Source organism: Mesorhizobium koreense (genome assembly GCF_031656215.1).
GTDB classification, from domain to species: Bacteria; Pseudomonadota; Alphaproteobacteria; order Rhizobiales; family Rhizobiaceae; genus Mesorhizobium_L; species Mesorhizobium_L koreense.
In genome coordinates, this window is sequence record NZ_CP134228.1 from 1277637 (window position 1) to 1296604 (window position 18968).

Here is an 18968-nt window from a genome sequence, read left to right on the forward strand (position 1 = left end):
ATGAATGAGGAAGGCGCGATAGCACAACCTGCGGCGGATGTCGGATCGGCATCCGCCAGCCGGACCGGACCCGGTCCCGCGTCTGTGCGCCTGCGCGAAAATATCGCCGCCGCCGTCTGCGATGACGACGACGGCGATTTCGATTTGCAGGGGTTCCTGGATGAGGAGGACACAGGAAGCCTTCTTTGCCGTTGGTACGGCGCCGATGCGCTTGCCGCCATGGGTCCTCTCGATAAACGGGCGCTGCGCGTCCACCTCGACCGCGACATAGCCGCGCTCGACTCGCTCCTGTCGGAGCAGCTTGATGCGATCCTGCATCATCGGGAATTCAAGCAGATCGAGGCGCCCTGGCGCGGTGTTTCCTTCCTTCTCGACCAGGTCGAGGAGGATGACAAGGTCGTCATCCGGCTGCTGAGCACGACGTGGAAGGAACTCGGCCGTGATTTCGACCGGTCCAGCGAATTCGATCAGAGCGCGCTTTTCGCCAAGGTCTACAGTGAAGAATACGGCATGCCGGGCGGTTTGCCTTACGGGTTGCTGCTTTGCGATCATTTTGTCCGCCATCGGCATGGCGGGGCCGATTCCGCCGACGATATCGGGACGCTTTCCCGACTGGCGGAAGTGGCTGCCGCATCGTTTTCGCCATGCGTCGTCGGTGCGGCGCCTGAATTGTTCGGCGTCTCGACCTTTGCAGATCTCTCGCATGTCCAGCACATCGATGCCGGCTTCCGCCTGGAAGAGTATCAACGTTGGCGGCGCCTGCAGGAGAAGGAGGAGAGCCGCTTTCTCGGGGTCGCGCTGCCACGGATATTGCTGCGTGGCTTGCATGACGGTGATGGAGAAGATCATGGCGGCTTCGTCTACAGGGAGCGGGCGCTCGGCATAGAGGATTGGCTTTGGGGAAATGCCGTCTACGGCTTCGGCGCCGTCGTTATCCGCGCTTTTCGTGAGTCGGGATGGTTCGCCGATATCCGCGGTGCGCGTGACGGGGTTTTCGGAGCAGGGCGCGTCGACGGCCTGCCGGCGCCGTTTTTTTCTACCGGCGAGGCGGTCGCCTACCGCCGCCCGCTCGAGGTCGAACTGACCGACAGGAAGCAGAAGGTGCTTGAGGAACTCGGCTTCGTAGCGTTGAGCCCGTGCGGGTACACGAAGTCCGTGGCGTTCCTCGGAGCGCAGTCGCTCAACGTTCCCCCGGTTGCCGATACCGCGGAGAGCCGGAACGCAAGGCTGTCATCCATGCTGCAATACGTGCTCTGCGTCAGCCGCTTCGCCCACTACGTGAAGGTCATCGCCCGCGACCGCGTGGGCGCGTTCACCACTGTCGCGCAACTCGAAAGGCTCCTCGGCGACTGGTTGCGCGGCTATATGATCGGCAATCCGGATGCCAGCACCGAACTCAAGACGCGCTATCCTCTGAGTGGCGGAAGCGTCGAAGTTACGGAACTGCCCGGAAAGCCTGGCTCGATGGCCTGCATCATGCATATCCAGCCGCATTTCCAGTTCGACCGGGTCGTGACCGGAATACAGTTGCGGACGGAGATACAGCCGCCGCGGAATATCTGACCGGAGAACGAGGTGGACAGGAAACCCGCGAAAAGACCCGTCGTCCTTCCGATCCTCGACAGGCTCCTGCAAGGAGACAATATCGAGATCGACGGCAATTTCGACCGCGCCATTCAGGTCCTGCGCGAATCCGTTCGGCGTGACCTCGAAATCCTTTTCAACACGCGGCCTTACTACCAGGCCATCCCCGACGAATTCGGGGAACTGAAATCGTCGCTTATCGCGTTCGGGCTGCCCGATCTCCAGGTTCAGAACCTGGCCGGCGCCTCACAGCAGGAGGAATGCCGGCGTCGGATCGAGAATGCCATTCGGCGGTTCGAGCCCCGCTTGCGGGATGTTTCGGTGGAGATACTGGAAGACGATGCGCAGACGCGCGAGCGGACCCTGCGCTTCAGGATCGACGCGATCATGGATGTCGCCGAGATGGCGGAAGCCGTTGTCTACGACACTTTTGTCGATCCGGTTTCCGGCGGCGTGCTGTTTGCCGGAACCAGATCGGCGATTTCATAAAACGGCGCGGCAGCGGGTAGATCGGTCATCTGCCGTCGATGGCTGAAAGGGCTGCGGCAAGTTCACGCGCCGACGGTCTGTCGGCGGGGGCGGCGAAGCCGGCATGGAGCACTTCGGCAAGGCGGCGATCCGCCAGCGACGAAAAATCCGGTTTCGGTTCGGTGTTCCTGCGCCGGGCCGCGAATACCGCATCAGCCGTTCCCGTATGGAGCGGCCGGCCGTTCACCATACGATGCGCGACGGCGCAGAGCGCCCATACATCGGCGCTCGGCTCCGGCGCGGCGCCCAGCATCTGCTCGGGGGCCATCCATGCGGGCGATCCCACGACTTCTCCTGTGTCCAACCGGTCCGTGCCGCCGACCAGGCCCGCGACGCCGAGGTCGATGAGGACGGCATGGCCGTCGCGGAACATGATGTGGGCGGGTTTGAGATCGCGATGCACGACGCCACATGCATGCAGATGCGCCAACGTTCGAGCGACGTCTCCCAATGCCGTCAATGTTGCCGTCCCTGCCGGCATGTCGAGAAGCGATCCCTGCAACCACTCGAAAACGATCCGGTCTGGCGCGTGATCGAGTACCGACGCTAGCCCGGTGTGTCTCACTGTCCGGCCAAGGTGCGCCTCGCGTGCGAAGCGCGGCTTGTCGGGCCCGGCCGGGTCACGGGGGCGCTTGACGGCCACCTTGCGGCCGTCCTCGTCGACCGCCTCGAAGATATCGAAGGAACGGCCGGCGCGGCGAAGGACTTCACCCGTGAAGAGCCCTTCCGCCATGCCGGTCAGATGGCGCCGACGCGCCGCCACATGGGCAACGCGACCGACAGGACCTCCGGTACATTGTGCTCCAGCAATGTGACGGTCTCTGCCCTGTCCTCGATGATCTTGCCGTCTTTCGCCAGATGATCGCCGCCTCTTTGCAATTGGTTCCAGCAATCATCCACGACGGGTCCAACCTCGGCAGGGATCCCATCCGCCAACGCGGTGTAGACCAGCATCTCGACCAACCGGATGGTGACGGCCGAACCGATCGCCATGCCGGCCAGCGATGCATACGCCTTGCCCTGGTCCGAGCGGAGGCGGATTTGGGCGCTGTTGTAGCGGCGCGCCCGTTTGCGCGCGGCTTCCGACGGATTGGCCGTCACGACGGGCAGGGCCTGCTTGGAACCGACAAGCATGCCGATCGCCTCGCGTGCGGTCGCTGTCGACGATGCCGGATCGACATGCGTGAAAATCTCTTCAAGCGTGGGGGTGCCTCCGGCGATCTGTTCCAACGCCGGCCCATAGAACGCTTCGCCAAGCGTCGCCGCGCCAGCCGGCACCTTGATCTCGCGGCTCAGAGCGCTTGTCGGGATGATTGCGGTGAGGCGGACCGAGCGCAGCCTGCTCTCGAGGCGGCGGGCAGGAATGGTGCGGGCGCCGCGGATGAAGATATCGCGCCGGAAGGTGCGTTCCCTGAAGAAGTCGCCCACGGTCTCCTGCAGATCGAGCGGCGAACCGTCAATGAGTTCGCGCTGCTCTTTGGTCAGGCAGACGTCGGGATAATTGTCGAGAATGTTGGCGGACGCGGCGAAGGTCAGCCTGGCTGACGCAAGCGCCTCTGCCACGTCCATCTGATAGCAGGGCTGCCAGTGTTCGTTGAGATATTCATGCGCAACATAGGCGACATCTTCCTTCCGGGACATCTCTTCCAGCCGCGAGAGCTGTTCCGTAAGCAGCGCCCCGGCCCCTGCATCCGCCATCCGCCGGACGATTCCCAGGACCCTCGCGGCACGGTCGTCGCTGCGGCCATCCTCTCGCATCGCCAGCGAGCGGATCACCCTTTGCATCGGCGCCACATTGTTCCAGCCGGGAAGGGCATTGTAGGTGATATAGACAAGGCCACCAGGTTCGAGATGCGCGTCGATGAAATCGACGATGTGCCGCTGGTTTTCCAAGCTGATCCACGACCACACGCCATGCAGGGCGATGTAGTGGAAACGCGGCAGCGCCGCTCCATGCGCGCCTGCAAGATCGGCAAACGCCCAATCCTCCAGATGAAGGTTGTCGAGTTCCCCCTTATTCGACAGCCGGCGTGCGCGCGCGATATGAGCCGGGTTGAAGTCTATGCCCCAGACCTCTGCGTGAGGGCAGGTCGCCGCCACCGTCGCCGCCGACTTGCCCGCGCCGCAGCCCAGTTCGCAATAAAAGAACGGCTCGCCGGCCTCGACCGGCGGCTCTGTCGCGCGCAGGAGGCAGGCAATATCCAGATGCGCCGGCATCTGCTCGGCATACCATCCGTCCAGATACTCTATATCGGAGACGTATCCATCCGCCCAGTTGTTCATCCGTTCTTCCCCCTGGCCGCCCGATCAGCGCAGATGCGCGGGTGGCTCTATGTCTACGCGTGCCGGCGCCTGGCGCGGCTTATCCATGTGAAGCCAGGTATTCCACCCCAACCTGCTTCCGGTTTCGGGATGATCCCGGCTTTCGAGACGCAGCGGCGGAAGCTCATCCGGCTTGAGCTCGATCGAAAGCCTGAACGACATCTCCGGTCCGAGCGTGACGGCGGCAAGATCGCCGAAACCGCGCGAGCTTGTCCCATCCGGCAGCAGCGCCCGAAAATCCGAATACCCGACAGGCCCGACGATCAGTCGAACGGTCGATTGGATATCATAGATGCGTTCGCCGATAACCATGTCGTCCCCGAGCCGGCAGAACGAGCCTTGCGGCCGATCCGGAGCCGGCAGGAGGGTACGGTCGTCTTCGGCGATCGGCAGCCAGCGTGCGTGAAACTGCTCAACCCGGATGGGAAGGCCGGTGGCGCCGCGCAGCAATTGCTCGACGGCTTGCGCGGATCGGGCGCTGCGTGAAAGCAGGCCGCCGTAATGTACAAGTGTGTTGTCGTCGGTAGCGGTACGGCCGAGCATGGACGGCAGGCCGAAGCCGACGACGGCTCTCAGCGCGGCGTCTATCGGGCGCGGCAGTTCCAGACGGGCGCCGCGCTCGAATTCGGCAGCCAGCTGGTGCTTGGCCCAGGCCTCGAAATACAGCCCGCTCAGACGATTGTTGAAGAGGTCGAGGAAATCGCGCAGGCCCGGATTTCGTTCGCGTACGCTAAGGTGGACAAGTTCGCTGAAGGCATGGGGGAGTGCGCCGGACGGTCCGGTCAGGCCGAAGACGGTCTGGGTCAGTTCGATTTGGCTGCTTCCCTTCGGCCGACGAACGGAGGCCACCTCGATTGCCGCGAAGCCGAGCGGCACGCCCGAGCGTATCCGCATCGTGGCGCGCTCCCAATCGACGCCGCGTCCGGCCGTCTCGGGGACTGGCAGGTCTGAAGTCGCGTTCTCTTCGGCCGCGATCAATTCGACAATCCGCATGGCCTGGAAGAGTTCGTAGGCCTGCGGGCGGTCGAAAACATCCGACTTCAAAGAAGTATGCGGTCGCCTCCGCGCGCGGGCCATGTTTTCAGAACTCCGGTTTGCCCTTTGACCCTGACGCTCAGGCGGGCGAAGGAATTGACGCTGGCATACATGCCGAAGAAGCGCTCCAGCACGCTGGCGGCCATATAGATGCCGTTGCCGGAGAAATACGCCTCGTCGAAGGTTGCCGTGACGTCGATGCCCCGGCAGAACGCCGTATTCCCTTTCACACGCAGCCGTGCCGTTCCCGGCCGGGAGGACAGGGCAGAGATCCCGTCGATGAGCGAGCGTGTCTCGTCGGAACTGCGGATGTCATAGAGAAGCAGCATTTCCTTGAGGACGTCCAGGCCGCCGTCACTGACAATGGACAGGTGGTTGAGAGCGAGGTGCGAGATCAGCCGCCATCGCGCTCCCTCTCCGTAATCCGGCCGGGCCACGGGAGTGGGGGCGGTTATCAGCCGCAATCCTTCCACGCCGGCCATCGGTTCCGCCAGGCGCAATTCCGGCCGCCCGCCTCCGAACGGCAGCCTTTCGGCAAGATTTCCGTTGAAGCACAACGTATCGACCGACAGGACCGTATCGGCCGGCACGGAAGGCGTGAAATCCGGATCGAAGATCGAAAGCGCCATGCGCTGCTTTCCGGTCGCATCCGTGTCGTGGTGGCGATGGGCGATCCACCACGCCGGCGCGCCGCGCGCGGTGTCGCTGTGGCGCGTGTGGAGCGTTCCGTAGACGGGCAAGACTTCCCGCGCGTTGCCGTCACCGTCCGATGCGACTACCTTCTCGATGGAGTAGATTTCCAGCGCGTCTGAACGGCGGCTGTCGGGCTCCACCGTATATTGCGCCGTGGTGTGATCGAGGGAGATCGGCTCCGCCGCCTGCCGGAAGAGGTTGGCGACGGGCGTGCAGTTGAGCGCGAATGCGGAGGCCGTCACCGCGCGCTCGATATTGGCGCGCGAGCGCCGGAGATAGATGAATACGTCGAGCGTGCGGCCTTTGTTGCCAAGCCGGGCGCGATCAGGGAAAGCCAGGTCGACGAAAAGAAACTTCTCCGGAAAGGCGAAATATTCCGTCAGCAACCGATAGCCTGCGTGCGAAGTATCCGGGTAGGGCAGGAGCCCTTCATTGCTGTCGAAACCACCCGGAGTCAGAGCGGCGCCTTCGACGATCACCGGTTCGGCGTCGTTCGCTCCCGCCGCGAAGGCGACGGCTACGACATCGTTCAAGAGCATCTCGTAAAGCGGATAAACGAGTTGCGGCTGTCCACGCAGAAAGAAGCGCAGCGATGCCGGTGAGATGTCGGAGAAGCCGCCTTCCGCCAGCGAGGTTTCGAGGGTCAGCCGCAGGCAAGCCGCCGCATCCGCCGCAGCTTCGAATTCCGGCGCCCGGATGGGACGGCCCGACAAGGCAGCGCTCACGACGCGGACGGGATGCATCGTCACGTCGAAAGCGGTGGAGAAGCGGCAGCTTTCGCCACCGATCTCTTCGGTATCGACGAGGGTACCGCGCGGCACCGTCGCCGCTTCGGCGATGTCCGGGCCGGGCTCGATCTGAAGGATGGCCATGGACGGGAACGGCCGCGTGTAGTGCGGATAGAGGACCGCCAGCATGGCGTTGGCCAGTTCCGTGAAATCGTCGTCGAGCCTTTGGCGGATGCGAGCCGTCAGGAAGGCGAAGGACTCGATGAGACGACCGACATGGGGATCTTCGACCGCGTCTTCGGAAAGCCTGAGCCGGCTGGCGATACGCGGATTCTCGGCAGCGAACTGGGCCGCCGCACGACGGATGTTCAGCAATTCGCGGTTGTAGTGGCCAAGGATATCGTCGGTCATCTCTACTGCCTCGCCACCTTTTCCTCAACCAGTTGCGGGCATTTGAATCCGTGCAGGAGATCACCGCCGATGATCGCTCGGGCCGAAGGGGCGGAGAATTTCAGCTTTACCCGCCGGCTGCCTATCGTGAAGCGAAGGGTGGCTTCCCCGGCTTCTTTCTTGTCGGGATCCACGTCACGCCCGGCGTCGAGCAGATGGAACAGCGCCCACGGCCCCTGCCAGAGGACGATGTTCTTCTGGCCGGCGATCTCCGGCGTGACCGACAGGGCGACCTCGCTGTCCTTTGGCGGCGCCGGCCATGCTATCGACGAAGGCGTGGCGGGGCCATGGTCATAAATGTCGGTCTGGCCGTTATGCTCGAATTGCGCCGCGTTGGCCGTTCCGTCAAGACCGATCGGCGTCACCGTGAAATTGACGCCGGCCTTGCCGCTGGCGTCGAAATACAGGGCGGAGATGGCGGAGGCGCGCTCGAACGCCGAAAGTACGGCGTCGTCGAGGCCGAGCCCGATCATGTTGCCGCCGCGCCATTTCCACGGGCTCGCCGAAACGTCGATGAAGGGCTTGAGATAGCCGTCACGGAACGAGGCGATCGCGCCCTTCGGGCCGAAGACGGTAGTGAAGTCCTCGGGCGATGCGTCGAGTTCGCTCTTCGGATCGAACGGGTAGTGGCCCGAGACCACGGCGCGGCATGCGGGCAGCACCGTCGAGCTCCATATGTCGGTCAGGCGCGCGCGCGCGCCCGCGCCGGTGACCGCGGCCATGCGAAAGACGATGCGTTGGAAAAGAGGTCGAAGCTGGTCTGGCAGCTTCCGCACCATCTCGTCGAGTTGATTGAGCGTGTCCTGCGGCTTGTTGCCGAGTTGGAGGATATCGCCGCCGGTCGCGATCAGATTGAGATTGCCGTAGAGCGGTTTGAGGGCGTCGAGGACGACATCGACCTGGGTGGGAGAGGGCTTGTCCTTGGCCGTTTTGACGCCGATCCCGACCGCCTTGGCCAATTGGGAGAAATGCTCCGTCACGCGCCTTTCGGCATTGGCCACCCTGCGCGGGGTGCTCGGATAGAGCGGTACACGGCTGGCCAGTTCACTCTCGGCCATGCTCGCTGCGCCGGTCAAGCCGCCTGTCAGATCCGTCTGCTGCGCGATCGCCTTCAATAATTCGTCGGCGGGCGAGGGAGCGCCGGTCAGGATGGAGACCAGCTTGGCGGCCTGGCCAGCATCGGCCGTAGGGGTGATGGTAAGATCGGCGAGAAGGCTGTCCCATTCCCGGTTGTAGGCGACGGCGTAGAGTTCGAGCATGCCTTCCCGGATCCGCCCCGCCTGCTGCCCGAGGTCGGGTTTCTTCCTGTTCTCGCCCATCACCCACAAATCGTCCGCGACCGCTACGGAGGCTTCTTGCGAGTGCGGCATCATCCAGGAGCGATACCCGTCGAGCGTATAAAGGCCCGGTATGCCGTCCCACAGGCTCGCCCCGCTGACGCGGGCGAGCGCCTGCGGCCCCTCGGTTCCCATATGGTCGACGGGTCTCCATGGCGCGAGCGCCTGCACGTCCGGCCGGCTCTGGAGCATTTGGTAGGCAAGTTCGGCAAGCCCTGCTTCTCCGATGCGCCCTCTCGCGCGATCGACCAGGGCGCTGTCGATCGGTTGCTTGGTCAGATCAACCGAGGCCAACGCGGCAAGATGGGCCTGCATGCGGGTTCCCTCGGCTTCATTGCCGGGCATCATGGTGGCGGCGAAGCCCGGCGCGACGCCGGCGGCAACGGCAGGATCGACCGGGCGGACGCCGCCAAGCATGAGATAGAATTTCAGCAACTGGAACCGGCTGACGACATCGAGCGTCGGCAGATCGAGGGCCGAGCGGGCATAGGAAAGAACATAGGGGAGGAACAAATTCCTGAGGCCGAGATCGTAGGTCTTTTCGGACGAGGCCGATGCCGGCTTCTCCGAATAGAGGCCGAGCGTGACCCGCCCTGGCTTTTCGCGCTCCAGCGCCGCCAGGCTATCGAGCGCCGTCGCGATGCGCCCGAACTCCGGCGTGCCGGCCTTGACGTCTCCGATCGCTGCAAGCGCGCTGCGCGCCGTCCCGATCTCGTCGGAAAGGCGTGCGGTATAGGCGCGTCCGTCGCTGAAGCTTATCCACCACAGGATCGCACATCCGAAGATGGCCAGCGCTATGAGAAAATTGACGGAAAGCGCCTGCACGCGCTGCGCGGCAGCGGCGCTTCGCGAATAGCCGGCCATGGCTGCCTCCGCCAGCACGGTCTGCTGGAGGCCACGGAGGAAAAAGGGCCGCGAGTGCAGTGCCGCCTTGCGGTCCCGCAGTGCGACGGCGCCCGGCTTGAAGGCGAAGACGGGCGCCAAGGCGCTCTGCAGCGCGTCGTTTGAATGCCCGGTCTGCAGCGCGCTGGCGAAGAAGAGGCCGCGCAGGAGTGGCGGCGTGCCGAAGCGGCTCGGCGAGCCGATCTGCCCGACCAGCGGCGTCAGGCGCGATTTCAGCAGCGCCAACTGGCTCGGGAATTCGAATACCCTCAGGCGCAGCCTCTCATCGGTCTCTTCCTGCAATCGGCGAAGCTGCTGGCCTGTGAGCCGATCGAGCATATCGTCGAAGCCCGTGGAAAACCGTTCGACAGGCGTGCCGTGCGCGCCGTCATCGTTCGGCGATCCGATCTGGAACCCGAGCCGCGCGTCGCGTTCGTCCATGTTGAGCGAATCGAAGAATTCCTCGAACCCCACGAGAAGATCGAGCTTGGTGAGGACCAGATAGATCGGCGGGCGCGCCCGCAGGCGGTCCGTCATCTCGTCGAGCCGCTTGCGCAACAGCGTTCCGAGTGCCTCGGCGGCGTCGGGCGTGACGGTCGCAAGGGCGGCGGCGTCGAGCGTCACCAGAACGCCGTTCAGCGGCTGGGTTGGGCGCCACCGCCGGATGTAGGTGAGCGTGCGCAGCCAGACGGCTTTCTGCGTTTCATCCGGCTGCCGGAGACAGGAACTGGCGAGTTCCATGAACACGCCATGCTCGGAAAGCATGATATCGGCGGGCGAATTTGCGGCCGGCGTCGCACCGTCGCCGGTGATCGAAAGGCCGGCGTTCCTGAGCAGTGTCGTCTTGCCGCTCCCTTGGGTTCCGACGACCAGATAGCGCGGCAGCGAACGGCCTCGCCGGCCGGGCAGGTCCAGCCATCGCGGCTCGCCCAGAGCATGGCGAGCGCGCCGTGCATTTCCGGCGAAAAGCGCGAACTGCTCGTTGCCTGCCGCCTGCTCGCGCTTGAGCGCTGCTTTCCTTTCATCTACCTCCCGTTGCTTGGTGTCGCCTTCGCTCCCGGCTTCCGGCTTGCGATGGCCACGAATCAGAAGTCCGGCAACGCCCCAGGCGACCGCCATGACCAGCAGGACCGCAAGCCGCACCGATGCCGGCGCCAGCGGTCGCATTTCGCCGACCGCGAGCAGCGGACCAAGGAAGAAGACGAGGAGCGCCAGCACCCCGCCCATGATCGTCACCATCCCGAATGGCCGGAGGGCGCGCTCGAGCGCGGCACCGATCATGCCGCCCGCTTTCACGACAGGCTTTCCTTGTAGGCGATGATGCGCCGTGCCGCGGCGATGTAGGGCGCGCTGGCCGTCATTCCGCCGGCGGCTTTTATCGCTTCCAGCCCGTCGGCCACGAACGAGGCACGGAGTTCGGCCGGCACGGCTTCGGCCGATTTCTCCAGCCAGGCACGGATGGCGGCCTCCTCGCTTGGGGCCGAACGGTCTGCAAGCCGGATCAGGTCCTGAAGCGTTTTGGCATCCGTGTCCATGTCGACCAGCTGGCTCTCGAGGATAGCGTCGAGATGCGGAGCCAGCGCATTCTGAAGGACAGCCCGGCGTGCCCGGAGAAGCGCTTCGCCGAGTTTGGGCCGCGCCGAGAAGCCCGGCACGCGAGGCTTGTCCTCCGATGCGGATTGGATGCGCTGGTTGAGCGCGGCAAGCTTCTTCAGATCGCCCAGGACCGCCGGCGTCTTGCCGATCTGCGAAGGGCTGGCGACCGGGGTGAACGTCGCGGCGGTTGCCGCAGCTTCTCGCGGCCAGGCGGCTTCGCGATCATGGATCGCGCTCGCAAGGACCAGGAACCCGATGCAGGCGGCAACGACGCAGGCGGCCGCGAGCCACTGCAATAGAAGACGAATATGGTAGGGGGATTCCTTCAGGGAGAGCCCGGCTTCCTGGAAAGCGCCTTTGCGAAGCGCGCCTGATATGAAGAAGCCGTGCTCCTCCTCGTCGAGTCCAAGGTCGGGCGGCACCGTGCCCGAGCGCGGCATGGCGAAGCGCAGCGACATCTCCGGCAGCAGCGGGTCGATGGCCAGCGCCTCCTGGCGGGCACTGGTGAGGAAGACGCCACGCAGCGCCGCCCCCTTCCAATCGGGGCGATCGTCGGGAAAGAGCGCCTCGAGCATCGGCCGGATAGTGTCGGATATGGTCGCGATCTGCGCGCCGAAGCTCTGGATGCGTCCGCTCCGGATCGGGTCTCCCTCTCGCGACAGCCATTCGATCAGGCGCAGCCTGAGTGCGGTGAGGATGCCGCGGAAACCGTCGGTGAGCGCCTTGTCGCCGGCTTCCCCGCCTTGCGGGCGTGCCAGGCCTTCGAAGGGAAGCCCGAAACCCCATGCCTGTTGCCGTTCCTGCGGCTCGTGGCGGTCGAAGAATTCACGGAATCCCGGAGCGAGGTCGACCTTCGAGAGCAGGAGATAGACCGGATAGCGGCGGCGCGTCCGCCTTTCGATCTCGCGGATGGATTCCGTCGTGGCCTGCGTCAGCGTTTCGTATTCGATGCTGTCGGCAAGCGCGAGGTCGGCCGGCGCGAGGACGAGGAGAATGCCGTTCAGCGGCAGATCCGGGCGCAGTGCCGCGAGCAGCGTGGTCAGTTGCAGGATCGTTTCATGCCCCGTGCCGAGCGGCGCTTCCACGAAAATACCTTCCTTGCCGGCCCACCAGACCGCGTCGCCGATGCGAACGCCGTTACCCAGTTGCAGGTCCGATTGCTTGAGGATGCTGGACTTGCCCGAGCCGCCGGGACCTAGCACAAGGAAAAGCGGCACGCGGTAGCGTGCCCGGAACCCGGAAAGCCCACGGTTTTTCAGAAAGGCGAGGGCCGCGCGCTTCTGGTCGCGCACCGCCATCGCGCGCCCGGTATCTCCCCGGGCGTCCCGTCGCCTTCCGTACCAGCCAAGGAAAACAGGCAGGAACCCCCAGAGGACCAGCGGCGCCACGCTGGCGGCGAAATGCAGGCCGGGTGATGCCAGCCGCGCATCGCGCCATATCAGCCAGCTTGCGGCGAGCGCCACCAGCAGGCCGAGCAGGGTTGCGATGTTCGCCCGCGCCGGCATCTCAGTTTGCCGCCTCCGCGTCGATCAGGAACTCGACGCGCCGGTTCCGCTCGCGCCCTTCCGCGGTCGAGTTGGAAGCGATCGGATCGTTGGATCCCCGGCCGACGGTGGTCACGCGCGACGGGTCGTCCAGCCCCTTGCGCAGCACGCTTGCGGCTGAATCGGCGCGAGCCTTTGAGATCGCCATGTTGTCGCCGAGCTTGCTGCCGTAGGGCACGGCCACGTTATCGGTGTTGCCGGAAACGACGATCGGCCCCTTCTCGTGATTGAGCGCGGCCGCGATGCGGCCGACGAGCGGATCGCTCGCCGAGGCCAGATCGACGCCTCCTGACGGGAAGGACGCGTTGAGCATCCGGATGGCGATCTTGTCGTCTTCTTTCACGAGTTCGACATGCTTGGCGGCGATGTCCGGCGCAAGGAAGCCCTGCAGCCGCTCCATCTGCGTCTTTGGCTTCACCGGCTCGGGGATGTTGGGGATAGCTGGTCCTGCCACCACGACCGGGATTGCCGGCGCCAGCGCATCGATCTGCTGCGCCGCCGCGTCGACGCGCTGGCGCAGGTCGAAGCTCGACAGCGCCCAGAGGATGGCGGCCAGGAGCAGCGCCACGATGGCGACGATCCAGGCGCCGCGCGCCGATTTCGGCGCGACATGGGGTGCGGCGACAGGTTCCCATGGCGGCGACAATTCGCGATCGTAGGGGCCGCGGACCCGCCGGATGATCCGGTAGAGCTCGTGGCGAAGCCGGCTCAGCCTTCCCTGACCGCCCTCCATGACCCGGTACTTGCCGGAAAATCCGACCGCAAGGCAGATCGCCATGAATTCCAGGCCGTCGATATTCTCGTCCGGCTGCCGGCGCATCTGATTGAGCAATTCGTAGAAGCGCTCGCCACCCCATGTTTCGTTGTAGAGCGAGCTGACGAGACTGCGCCCGGCCCAGACGGCCTGGCCGCCCCATTCGGTGTTGAGGATGATGTCGTCGAGCGTCGCGGCAATCGCGTAGCGGCTCATTCGCACCAGCCGCGGCGGGACGTCGCGCGCCATCGCGGCGGTCTCGAACTGCTTGATCTCAGCCAGGATACGCTGGCGGAAGCGTTCCACGTCCTCCGGCGGGGCGCTCTCGTTCAGTCTACCCGCCAACCACAGAAGAGGTGCTGCGGCGCTGACCAACGGATTGACCGAGGCGAGATCGAACGCCTTCTCGATCGCCCCTTCCTTGCCGGATTTCAGATAGTCGCCCGTGCCGAAATCGTCCGCGAATGCGCCGTCGCTTCCCAGCAGGTCGTCGAAATCGTCGGATCGCCGCGCGCGCGGCTGGGAGAAAGCCGTCTTGAACTCGTTCTCGCCGGCTGCATCGAAGCCATTGTCGAGAAACAGGCTGTCGCTGCTCGGGCGCGAGGCTTGCCTGATCCGGGGCAAGGGCTGCCGGATGGTATCGTCGGCATCCGGTGGATCGAAGATCGGATCGCTGCTCATCGTGGGTTCCTCGATCAATCCTTGACGGCCCACAGTTCAAGTTCGATGCCGGGAAAGTCCCCGGCCACATGGATCGCCAGCCCGCCGGAGGAAGCTATCTGCTTCCAGACGGGACTTGTCCTGTCCAGTTCGAAATAGGCCTTGCCCGTGTGGTAGGGGATCTGGCGCGGTGCCGCCGTCAGCCCGCGGAGCCGAATTCCGGGGAGGGCGGCGTTGACCAATTCCCGAATCTGTTCCACCGGCCCGACCTTCGCTTGTCCGACCAGGCGCTTCACCAATGTCTCCGCCGGCATGTCCGCCCGCGCGACGAGGATGAGCGTATATTTCGAATAAATCGAGCGGTCGGGCGCCTCGGCGACACGGATGCCGTAGCGGTGCTGGACAAGCGGGATGGTCAGCGCGCCGCGTTCGAGGACGGCGCTGAGCGCCTGACGGAGCGATGTCATCACCGGCGCGAACGTCGCCTGCAGATCGTCATGGTCGTAGGCCGGGAAACTCGCGGGCCTGTGATTGGCGCGGGCGAACGTCGCAAGCTCTCCCGCGAGCGAGACCATGTTGATGTAAACGGTCTCGGGATGAACGATCGAAGCCGATGCCAGATGGGTGAAGACCGGCTGCCAGCGGTTGACGCCCTGCAGCATCAGCGTATCCGACAACTCGCCCGACGTTCCTTCGCTGCCGGCGGCGAGCCGTGAAGCGATGGCTTCACCGCGATGGTTCAGCAGTCCGACGATCTCGGTGACGAAGCCGCTGACCACCGTGGATACCCGCATGTCGAGCAGGGGCGGGATGAAGGTCTCGTCGAGGATGACGGTATTGTCCGAACGAACCTCGCCGATGCGCGCGACGCCGAGGCCAAGCAGGCCGTTGCGTTCGCTGCCCTGCGGCGCACAGCGAATGCGAAGCTTGCCGATCGTGATCGTGGCGGTGGCTTCGTCACTAGCGGTCGCATCGGAAACTGCAAGGTCATGCCCGACATAACGCGTTATCGCATCGGAAGTGTTGTCTGCCACTTCTATCCCGCCCGGTCGACGGGTCGGCAGCGTCAGGTAGACGATCTGGCCCCGCGCACTCTCGTCGAGTTCGAGCGGCTGCATGGCGCCTTCGTCTATATCGTCCGGCCAATTGAACGGCGTACCGTCCGGAAAGATGCCGGAGGCGCGTTCCACGGAAAACTTGCCGATCGAGAGAAGGTCGCGGTTGAGCTTCAGTTCGGACAGCCCCCACCCATAGCCACGAAGCCCATGGAAGAGATGCCGCGCCATCCCTTCCACATAGCGCGCTTCCTGCTGGAAGTGCTGGGCCCGAATGAACATCCCTTCGGACCAGATCACCTTACTGTCGACAGGCATGAAGTGCCTCTTCCCCCGTTGCTTGACCTGGGTCGTGAATTAGCCCCGCGCCACGGTCAATCCTGTGGCCCGAGATCGACCGAAAGCGATTTCAGGTCTGCCTTTAATTTCAGCTTCTTTTCGCCCTGGAGCGGTATCATCGCACGCCATTTGGCGTCTTGAAAGTCGCGAAAGCCGACGACCACCGCCACCAGCACCGTTCCCTCCGCCATTGGCGCCTTCACATGCGCGACACTGCCCGGCTGTACGATGAGTTCCGCCTTGCCCAGCATGGTCGGGCCCAGCGTTTTTGCATCGTTCTCCCACAATTGGCGGAAGCTGGCGTTCGCGAATGCGGTGTCGCCCGACAATAGATATACGCGAACGACCGTCGGCGAGGGCTGTCCGTCCGGCTGCGGATTTACAAGTGGCGACGCGGCGACAAGGAAGTCGAGGCCGGCATTTTGCGGCGCCGGCTTGATTTCGATTTCCTTTGCCGGCGGCTTCTTCTTGCCGAATATGCCGCACGACGCGAGGCCAAACGCCAACGCAACGATCACCAACAACCGGAGAATGCGGACCATACAACCACCCTACCCATACCGTCGCCGTCTTCGATACCTATACGCTCTCCGGATATCGTTCTCGCAGATATGACCGCAGCCGGTCGTAGAAAGCCTGCCATTCCCGGTCGCTGACGACAGCGCCCGCCACATCGACCCCTTGCGCAAGCGCTGTGACGTCAAGCTCGGGAAAAGACTCGATCAGGCTGACGACGATAGCGTCGGCGGTAGGCGACGGCGAGCCGGGAACGAGGGCTGCGGCTCTGTCAGTCGAAGCGGGAGGCGCTTCCTTCCACCAGTCCTCGGCGATCGAAGCGCCGGTGGCCGGCAGCGGCTCGGCGATTGCCGGTCCGGGCGCGGGACGGCGCTCATTTTCGCCGAACGGCCCATCCTTCACCGGCGCGCTGTCCGGCGCGACCTGGTCCGCGTCTTCGATTCCGACCGCGATGACGATGTCGCCCAGCCGGATCAGGTCGCCATGCGCGAGACGCCGGGTGGACTGGCTCCCGATCGGCTGCTCGTTCACAAAGGCGCCGTTGGTCGAGATATCGGTTACCGTAAAGCCGCCGGGTGCCGCGTCGATGCGGCAATGCTGCTTCGAGATGACCCGGGTCGAATCCGGGATCGTCCATGTGGCATCGGACGCGCGCCCGATCGTCATGCTGCCTTCCTCAAGCATATGCCGCGCCTCCACGCCTTCGGGAGGCGGCGACATGCGCAAGGAAAGCGTCAATTTCACCGGGAGGGGCCCCTTCCACCCTTGACGTGCGTCCGTTGGACGCGAAACCAGTCGTCAGCCGCGCCGCGCGGCAATTCCATAAGTTTGATAGTTCATACAGGATCGTTCGTGAAGGCGCACGTGCCAAGGAATCTCCGTTGTGGATGACTTGCGGCGCAACGTTCCCGCAGCCATCGGTCCGTCCGTCAAAAGATGATCGAGGATCGCCTCGCCCGACCCTTGATGTGGCCCGCGCTGCGAATGTCCGCCGATCCAGCCCTCGACCGGCGTGACCGCCGGGCTCCAGTCGAACGGAACGGTGAGCAGGAGTTCGCCTCCCTTCGCGATGACGCGGTCCATCTCGATCAGTCCGCCGCGTGGATCTCCCAGACAGTCGAGCACGTTCATGCCGACCGTCAGGGCGAAGGTCTCGTCGGCGAAGGGCAGGCACGATATATCGCAAATCCAGATATCGGCTCGGCCCGCAGGGGTCTGCGGGACGTTGAAGCGCCGCCGATCGTAGGTCAGGCCTATCCGGCGGCGGCCGTAGTCGACCTGCCCGCCAATCACGGCCCGGCGTGCCGTCCTTGCCAGTGAGGCACCCAGGTCGATGCCGAGCACCATGCGTCCGCCACCGGCCACGAGTTCCCGGACGGATCGCCCGGCACCGCAACCGATATCGAGGACAGGGCCTTGAGGCAGGTCGTCGGCCGCCATCGCCATCACGGAGCGCAGCGCCCGTGCGATCGCGCCGGGGCGGACGGTTACGTTTTCAGGTGGGCACTCGTCGGGGTCGAATTCGCCCCAATGGTCCCAGACGTAGGAGGAAAGATGCTGCCGTGCGGAATCGAACATGCTGCCCGGGCCTGCAGCATCGCCGATCAGGCTCTCAACGGCGGGCGGCAAGTCGGTACGGGCAAGTAGGTAGAAGAGATTGTCCTGGATGTAGCGCCGGACATCGGGAACGAGGATCGGCAATCCGTCGATCACGGGATATTCCGCCCCGCAATTGCCGCAGCGGATGATGCCTGAAATGACATCGTCGCTCTGCTGCTCCTCGACCGTCGCCACCTCGAGCCGGATCGTTTCCTCTCGCATGCGGCAATTCGGGCAGACAGGTCGAAGCGAATTGAAAATCTTTATGAGCATGCGTGGTCCTGGCCCTGACGCCAGCCGGAGGGTTTGAACGGCAGGCAGATCGGAGCCCGCTCTTGTATTCGAATGCCGGCGAGCATGAGCCCGCCGCGCCTTGAGCAGGCGGACTCTCGATTATCCGCCGATGATGACCGTCGGGCATCCCGGCGGCAGGATTTTGCCCGTCGGGCTCGGAATGGGCGCCACGCAACTGGGATGCATTGTCGGGTCGCCCACGCGTGCAGCCGGCATCTTGCCGATCAGCACGGTCGCCGAGCCCTTGAGGATATTGCCCGGCCCGCCGGGAACGCAGCCCGCCAGCATGCAGGGCTGGGACATGTCCATCATCCGTGCCGCAGGCATTTTGCCGATCAGCACCGTCGGTTCGCCCTTAATGATCGTAAGCGGCATCGCAGGATGCGGCGTGGGCGTCGGCGTGGGCGCGGCCGGATGGATCGGCGCATGGCAATGCGGCGCGTCCTGAAGAATCTTATCGCCCAAGCGAGCCGCGTTCATGCGCAGCCTCCCCCGTACCCTGTGGAACGCCCATATTCTTTGTCAGGCGTAATATATTCCAATTTGCTTCGCGGCGGTAGGTGATCTCGTCGGCAATGTTGCGGACGAAATGCATCCCGAGGCCACCGACCTCGCGCTCGCCAAGTTCGCCATCGAGCCTGGGCGGCGGAATGTCGAGCGGATTGAAGGGCGCGCCGTCATCGCGGATGTCGATGCAAAGTCTTTTGCCGGAAAAATCGAGATCGATGTCGATTCGATGGCAGGCGCCATCCCGGAACGCGTAGCTGACAAGATTGGTCAGGAGTTCGTCCACCGCCAGGTCGAGTCCCGCGAACGTGTTTTCGTCGATGCCGCAGCGCTCGCGGAATTTTTCCATTTGCAAGATCGCCGAGGCGATCTGCCTATTCTCGTTGGTGATCGAGATCGTCTCCGACATACTGTCGTCCGGTCGCCGGCTCCGCCCCTTGAAAAAGATCAGTCCGAGAACCCCGCCCGGCTGAAGACCAGCACCCGCCGCATCGAGGGCTTCCGCTGCCGACATACCCGCGCCTGCTTCGGCGATCCTGGGCGAA

15 protein-coding genes are annotated in these 18968 nt (G+C 64.4%); 2 read left to right on the forward strand and 13 right to left on the reverse strand.

What is annotated here, in order from left to right:
* Together tssC and tssE are read left to right on the forward strand one after the other, a co-directional pair.
* A complete protein-coding gene (gene tssC, locus RBH77_RS06215) occupies window positions 1-1563 on the forward strand; it encodes a type VI secretion system contractile sheath large subunit (protein ID WP_311031256.1) in 1563 nt (520 codons plus the stop codon).
* Between the two features lie 12 nt (window positions 1564-1575).
* On the forward strand, window positions 1576-2073 hold the full coding sequence (tssE, locus tag RBH77_RS06220) for a type VI secretion system baseplate subunit TssE (RefSeq protein WP_311031257.1): 498 nt from the start codon (window positions 1576-1578) through the stop codon (window positions 2071-2073).
* Between the two features lie 25 nt (window positions 2074-2098).
* On the opposite strand, the gene RBH77_RS06225 is transcribed toward tssE, so the two are convergent.
* From RBH77_RS06225 to RBH77_RS06285, 13 genes are all read right to left on the reverse strand, one after another.
* Window positions 2099-2875, reverse strand: coding sequence for a serine/threonine-protein kinase (locus RBH77_RS06225; protein ID WP_311031258.1), 777 nt, complete (start codon window positions 2873-2875; stop codon window positions 2099-2101).
* Entirely contained in the window at window positions 2851-4395 is a 1545-nt protein-coding gene (locus RBH77_RS06230) for a methyltransferase regulatory domain-containing protein (protein WP_311031259.1), read from the reverse strand. Before RBH77_RS06230 ends, RBH77_RS06225 begins: the two co-directional genes overlap by 25 nt.
* A gap of 24 nt (window positions 4396-4419) precedes the next feature.
* Window positions 4420-5478, reverse strand: a complete 1059-nt coding sequence (gene tssG / locus RBH77_RS06235) for a type VI secretion system baseplate subunit TssG (protein ID WP_311031260.1) — start codon at window positions 5476-5478, stop codon at window positions 4420-4422.
* The gene (tssF, locus tag RBH77_RS06240) at window positions 5475-7301 is read right to left on the reverse strand and encodes a type VI secretion system baseplate subunit TssF (protein ID WP_311031261.1); all 1827 of its coding nucleotides are present in this window, start codon (window positions 7299-7301) and stop codon (window positions 5475-5477) included. The genes tssG and tssF overlap by 4 nt, the downstream gene beginning before the upstream one ends.
* Before the next feature lie 2 nt (window positions 7302-7303).
* Entirely contained in the window at window positions 7304-10855 is a 3552-nt protein-coding gene (gene tssM / locus RBH77_RS06245; RefSeq protein ID WP_311031262.1) for a type VI secretion system membrane subunit TssM, read from the reverse strand.
* Entirely contained in the window at window positions 10852-12660 is a 1809-nt protein-coding gene (locus RBH77_RS06250; protein WP_311031263.1) for a type VI secretion protein IcmF/TssM N-terminal domain-containing protein, read from the reverse strand. Before RBH77_RS06250 ends, tssM begins: the two co-directional genes overlap by 4 nt.
* A 1-nt stretch (window position 12661) precedes the next feature.
* Window positions 12662-14134 (reverse strand): type IVB secretion system protein IcmH/DotU, encoded by a 1473-nt coding sequence (icmH, locus tag RBH77_RS06255; protein WP_311031264.1) that lies wholly within the window; start codon window positions 14132-14134, stop codon window positions 12662-12664.
* A 14-nt stretch (window positions 14135-14148) separates the two neighbouring features.
* Window positions 14149-15486, reverse strand: a complete 1338-nt coding sequence (gene tssK / locus RBH77_RS06260; protein WP_311031265.1) for a type VI secretion system baseplate subunit TssK — start codon at window positions 15484-15486, stop codon at window positions 14149-14151.
* 56 nt (window positions 15487-15542) lie between these two features.
* A complete protein-coding gene (tssJ, locus tag RBH77_RS06265; RefSeq protein WP_311031266.1) occupies window positions 15543-16049 on the reverse strand; it encodes a type VI secretion system lipoprotein TssJ in 507 nt (168 codons plus the stop codon).
* Between the two features lie 37 nt (window positions 16050-16086).
* Window positions 16087-16767 carry a type VI secretion system-associated FHA domain protein gene (locus RBH77_RS06270; protein WP_311031267.1) on the reverse strand — a complete coding sequence of 227 codons (681 nt, stop codon included), beginning with the start codon at window positions 16765-16767 and terminating at the stop codon, window positions 16087-16089.
* Between the two features lie 54 nt (window positions 16768-16821).
* Complete coding sequence (locus tag RBH77_RS06275) at window positions 16822-17844, reverse strand: methyltransferase domain-containing protein (protein WP_311031268.1); 1023 nt, start codon at window positions 17842-17844, stop codon at window positions 16822-16824.
* Window positions 17845-18015: 171 nt separating this feature from the next.
* Window positions 18016-18396: a PAAR domain-containing protein gene (locus tag RBH77_RS06280; RefSeq protein WP_311031269.1), complete on the reverse strand. Its 381-nt coding sequence runs from the start codon at window positions 18394-18396 to the stop codon at window positions 18016-18018.
* Window positions 18371-18937: an ATP-binding protein gene (locus RBH77_RS06285; protein WP_311031270.1), complete on the reverse strand. Its 567-nt coding sequence runs from the start codon at window positions 18935-18937 to the stop codon at window positions 18371-18373. The genes RBH77_RS06280 and RBH77_RS06285 overlap by 26 nt, the downstream gene beginning before the upstream one ends.
* Between the last annotated feature and the right edge of the window lie 31 nt (window positions 18938-18968).

What these genes read in the sequence shown, in the direction of transcription:
- RBH77_RS06285 (WP_311031270.1), bottom strand. Translation starts at nt 18,937, where the DNA reads ATGTCGGCAGCGGAAGCCCTCGATGCGGCGGGTGCTGGTCTTCAGCCG.
- RBH77_RS06230 (WP_311031259.1), bottom strand. Translation starts at nt 4,395, where the DNA reads ATGAACAACTGGGCGGATGGATACGTCTCCGATATAGAGTATCTGGAC.
- RBH77_RS06250 (WP_311031263.1), bottom strand. Translation starts at nt 12,660, where the DNA reads ATGCCGGCGCGGGCGAACATCGCAACCCTGCTCGGCCTGCTGGTGGCG.
- tssK (WP_311031265.1), bottom strand. Translation starts at nt 15,486, where the DNA reads ATGCCTGTCGACAGTAAGGTGATCTGGTCCGAAGGGATGTTCATTCGG.
- tssF (WP_311031261.1), bottom strand. Translation starts at nt 7,301, where the DNA reads ATGACCGACGATATCCTTGGCCACTACAACCGCGAATTGCTGAACATC.
- RBH77_RS06280 (WP_311031269.1), bottom strand. Translation starts at nt 18,396, where the DNA reads ATGAACGCGGCTCGCTTGGGCGATAAGATTCTTCAGGACGCGCCGCAT.
- tssJ (WP_311031266.1), bottom strand. Translation starts at nt 16,049, where the DNA reads ATGGTCCGCATTCTCCGGTTGTTGGTGATCGTTGCGTTGGCGTTTGGC.
- icmH (WP_311031264.1), bottom strand. Translation starts at nt 14,134, where the DNA reads ATGAGCAGCGATCCGATCTTCGATCCACCGGATGCCGACGATACCATC.
- tssC (WP_311031256.1), top strand. Translation starts at nt 1, where the DNA reads ATGAATGAGGAAGGCGCGATAGCACAACCTGCGGCGGATGTCGGATCG.
- RBH77_RS06275 (WP_311031268.1), bottom strand. Translation starts at nt 17,844, where the DNA reads ATGCGAGAGGAAACGATCCGGCTCGAGGTGGCGACGGTCGAGGAGCAG.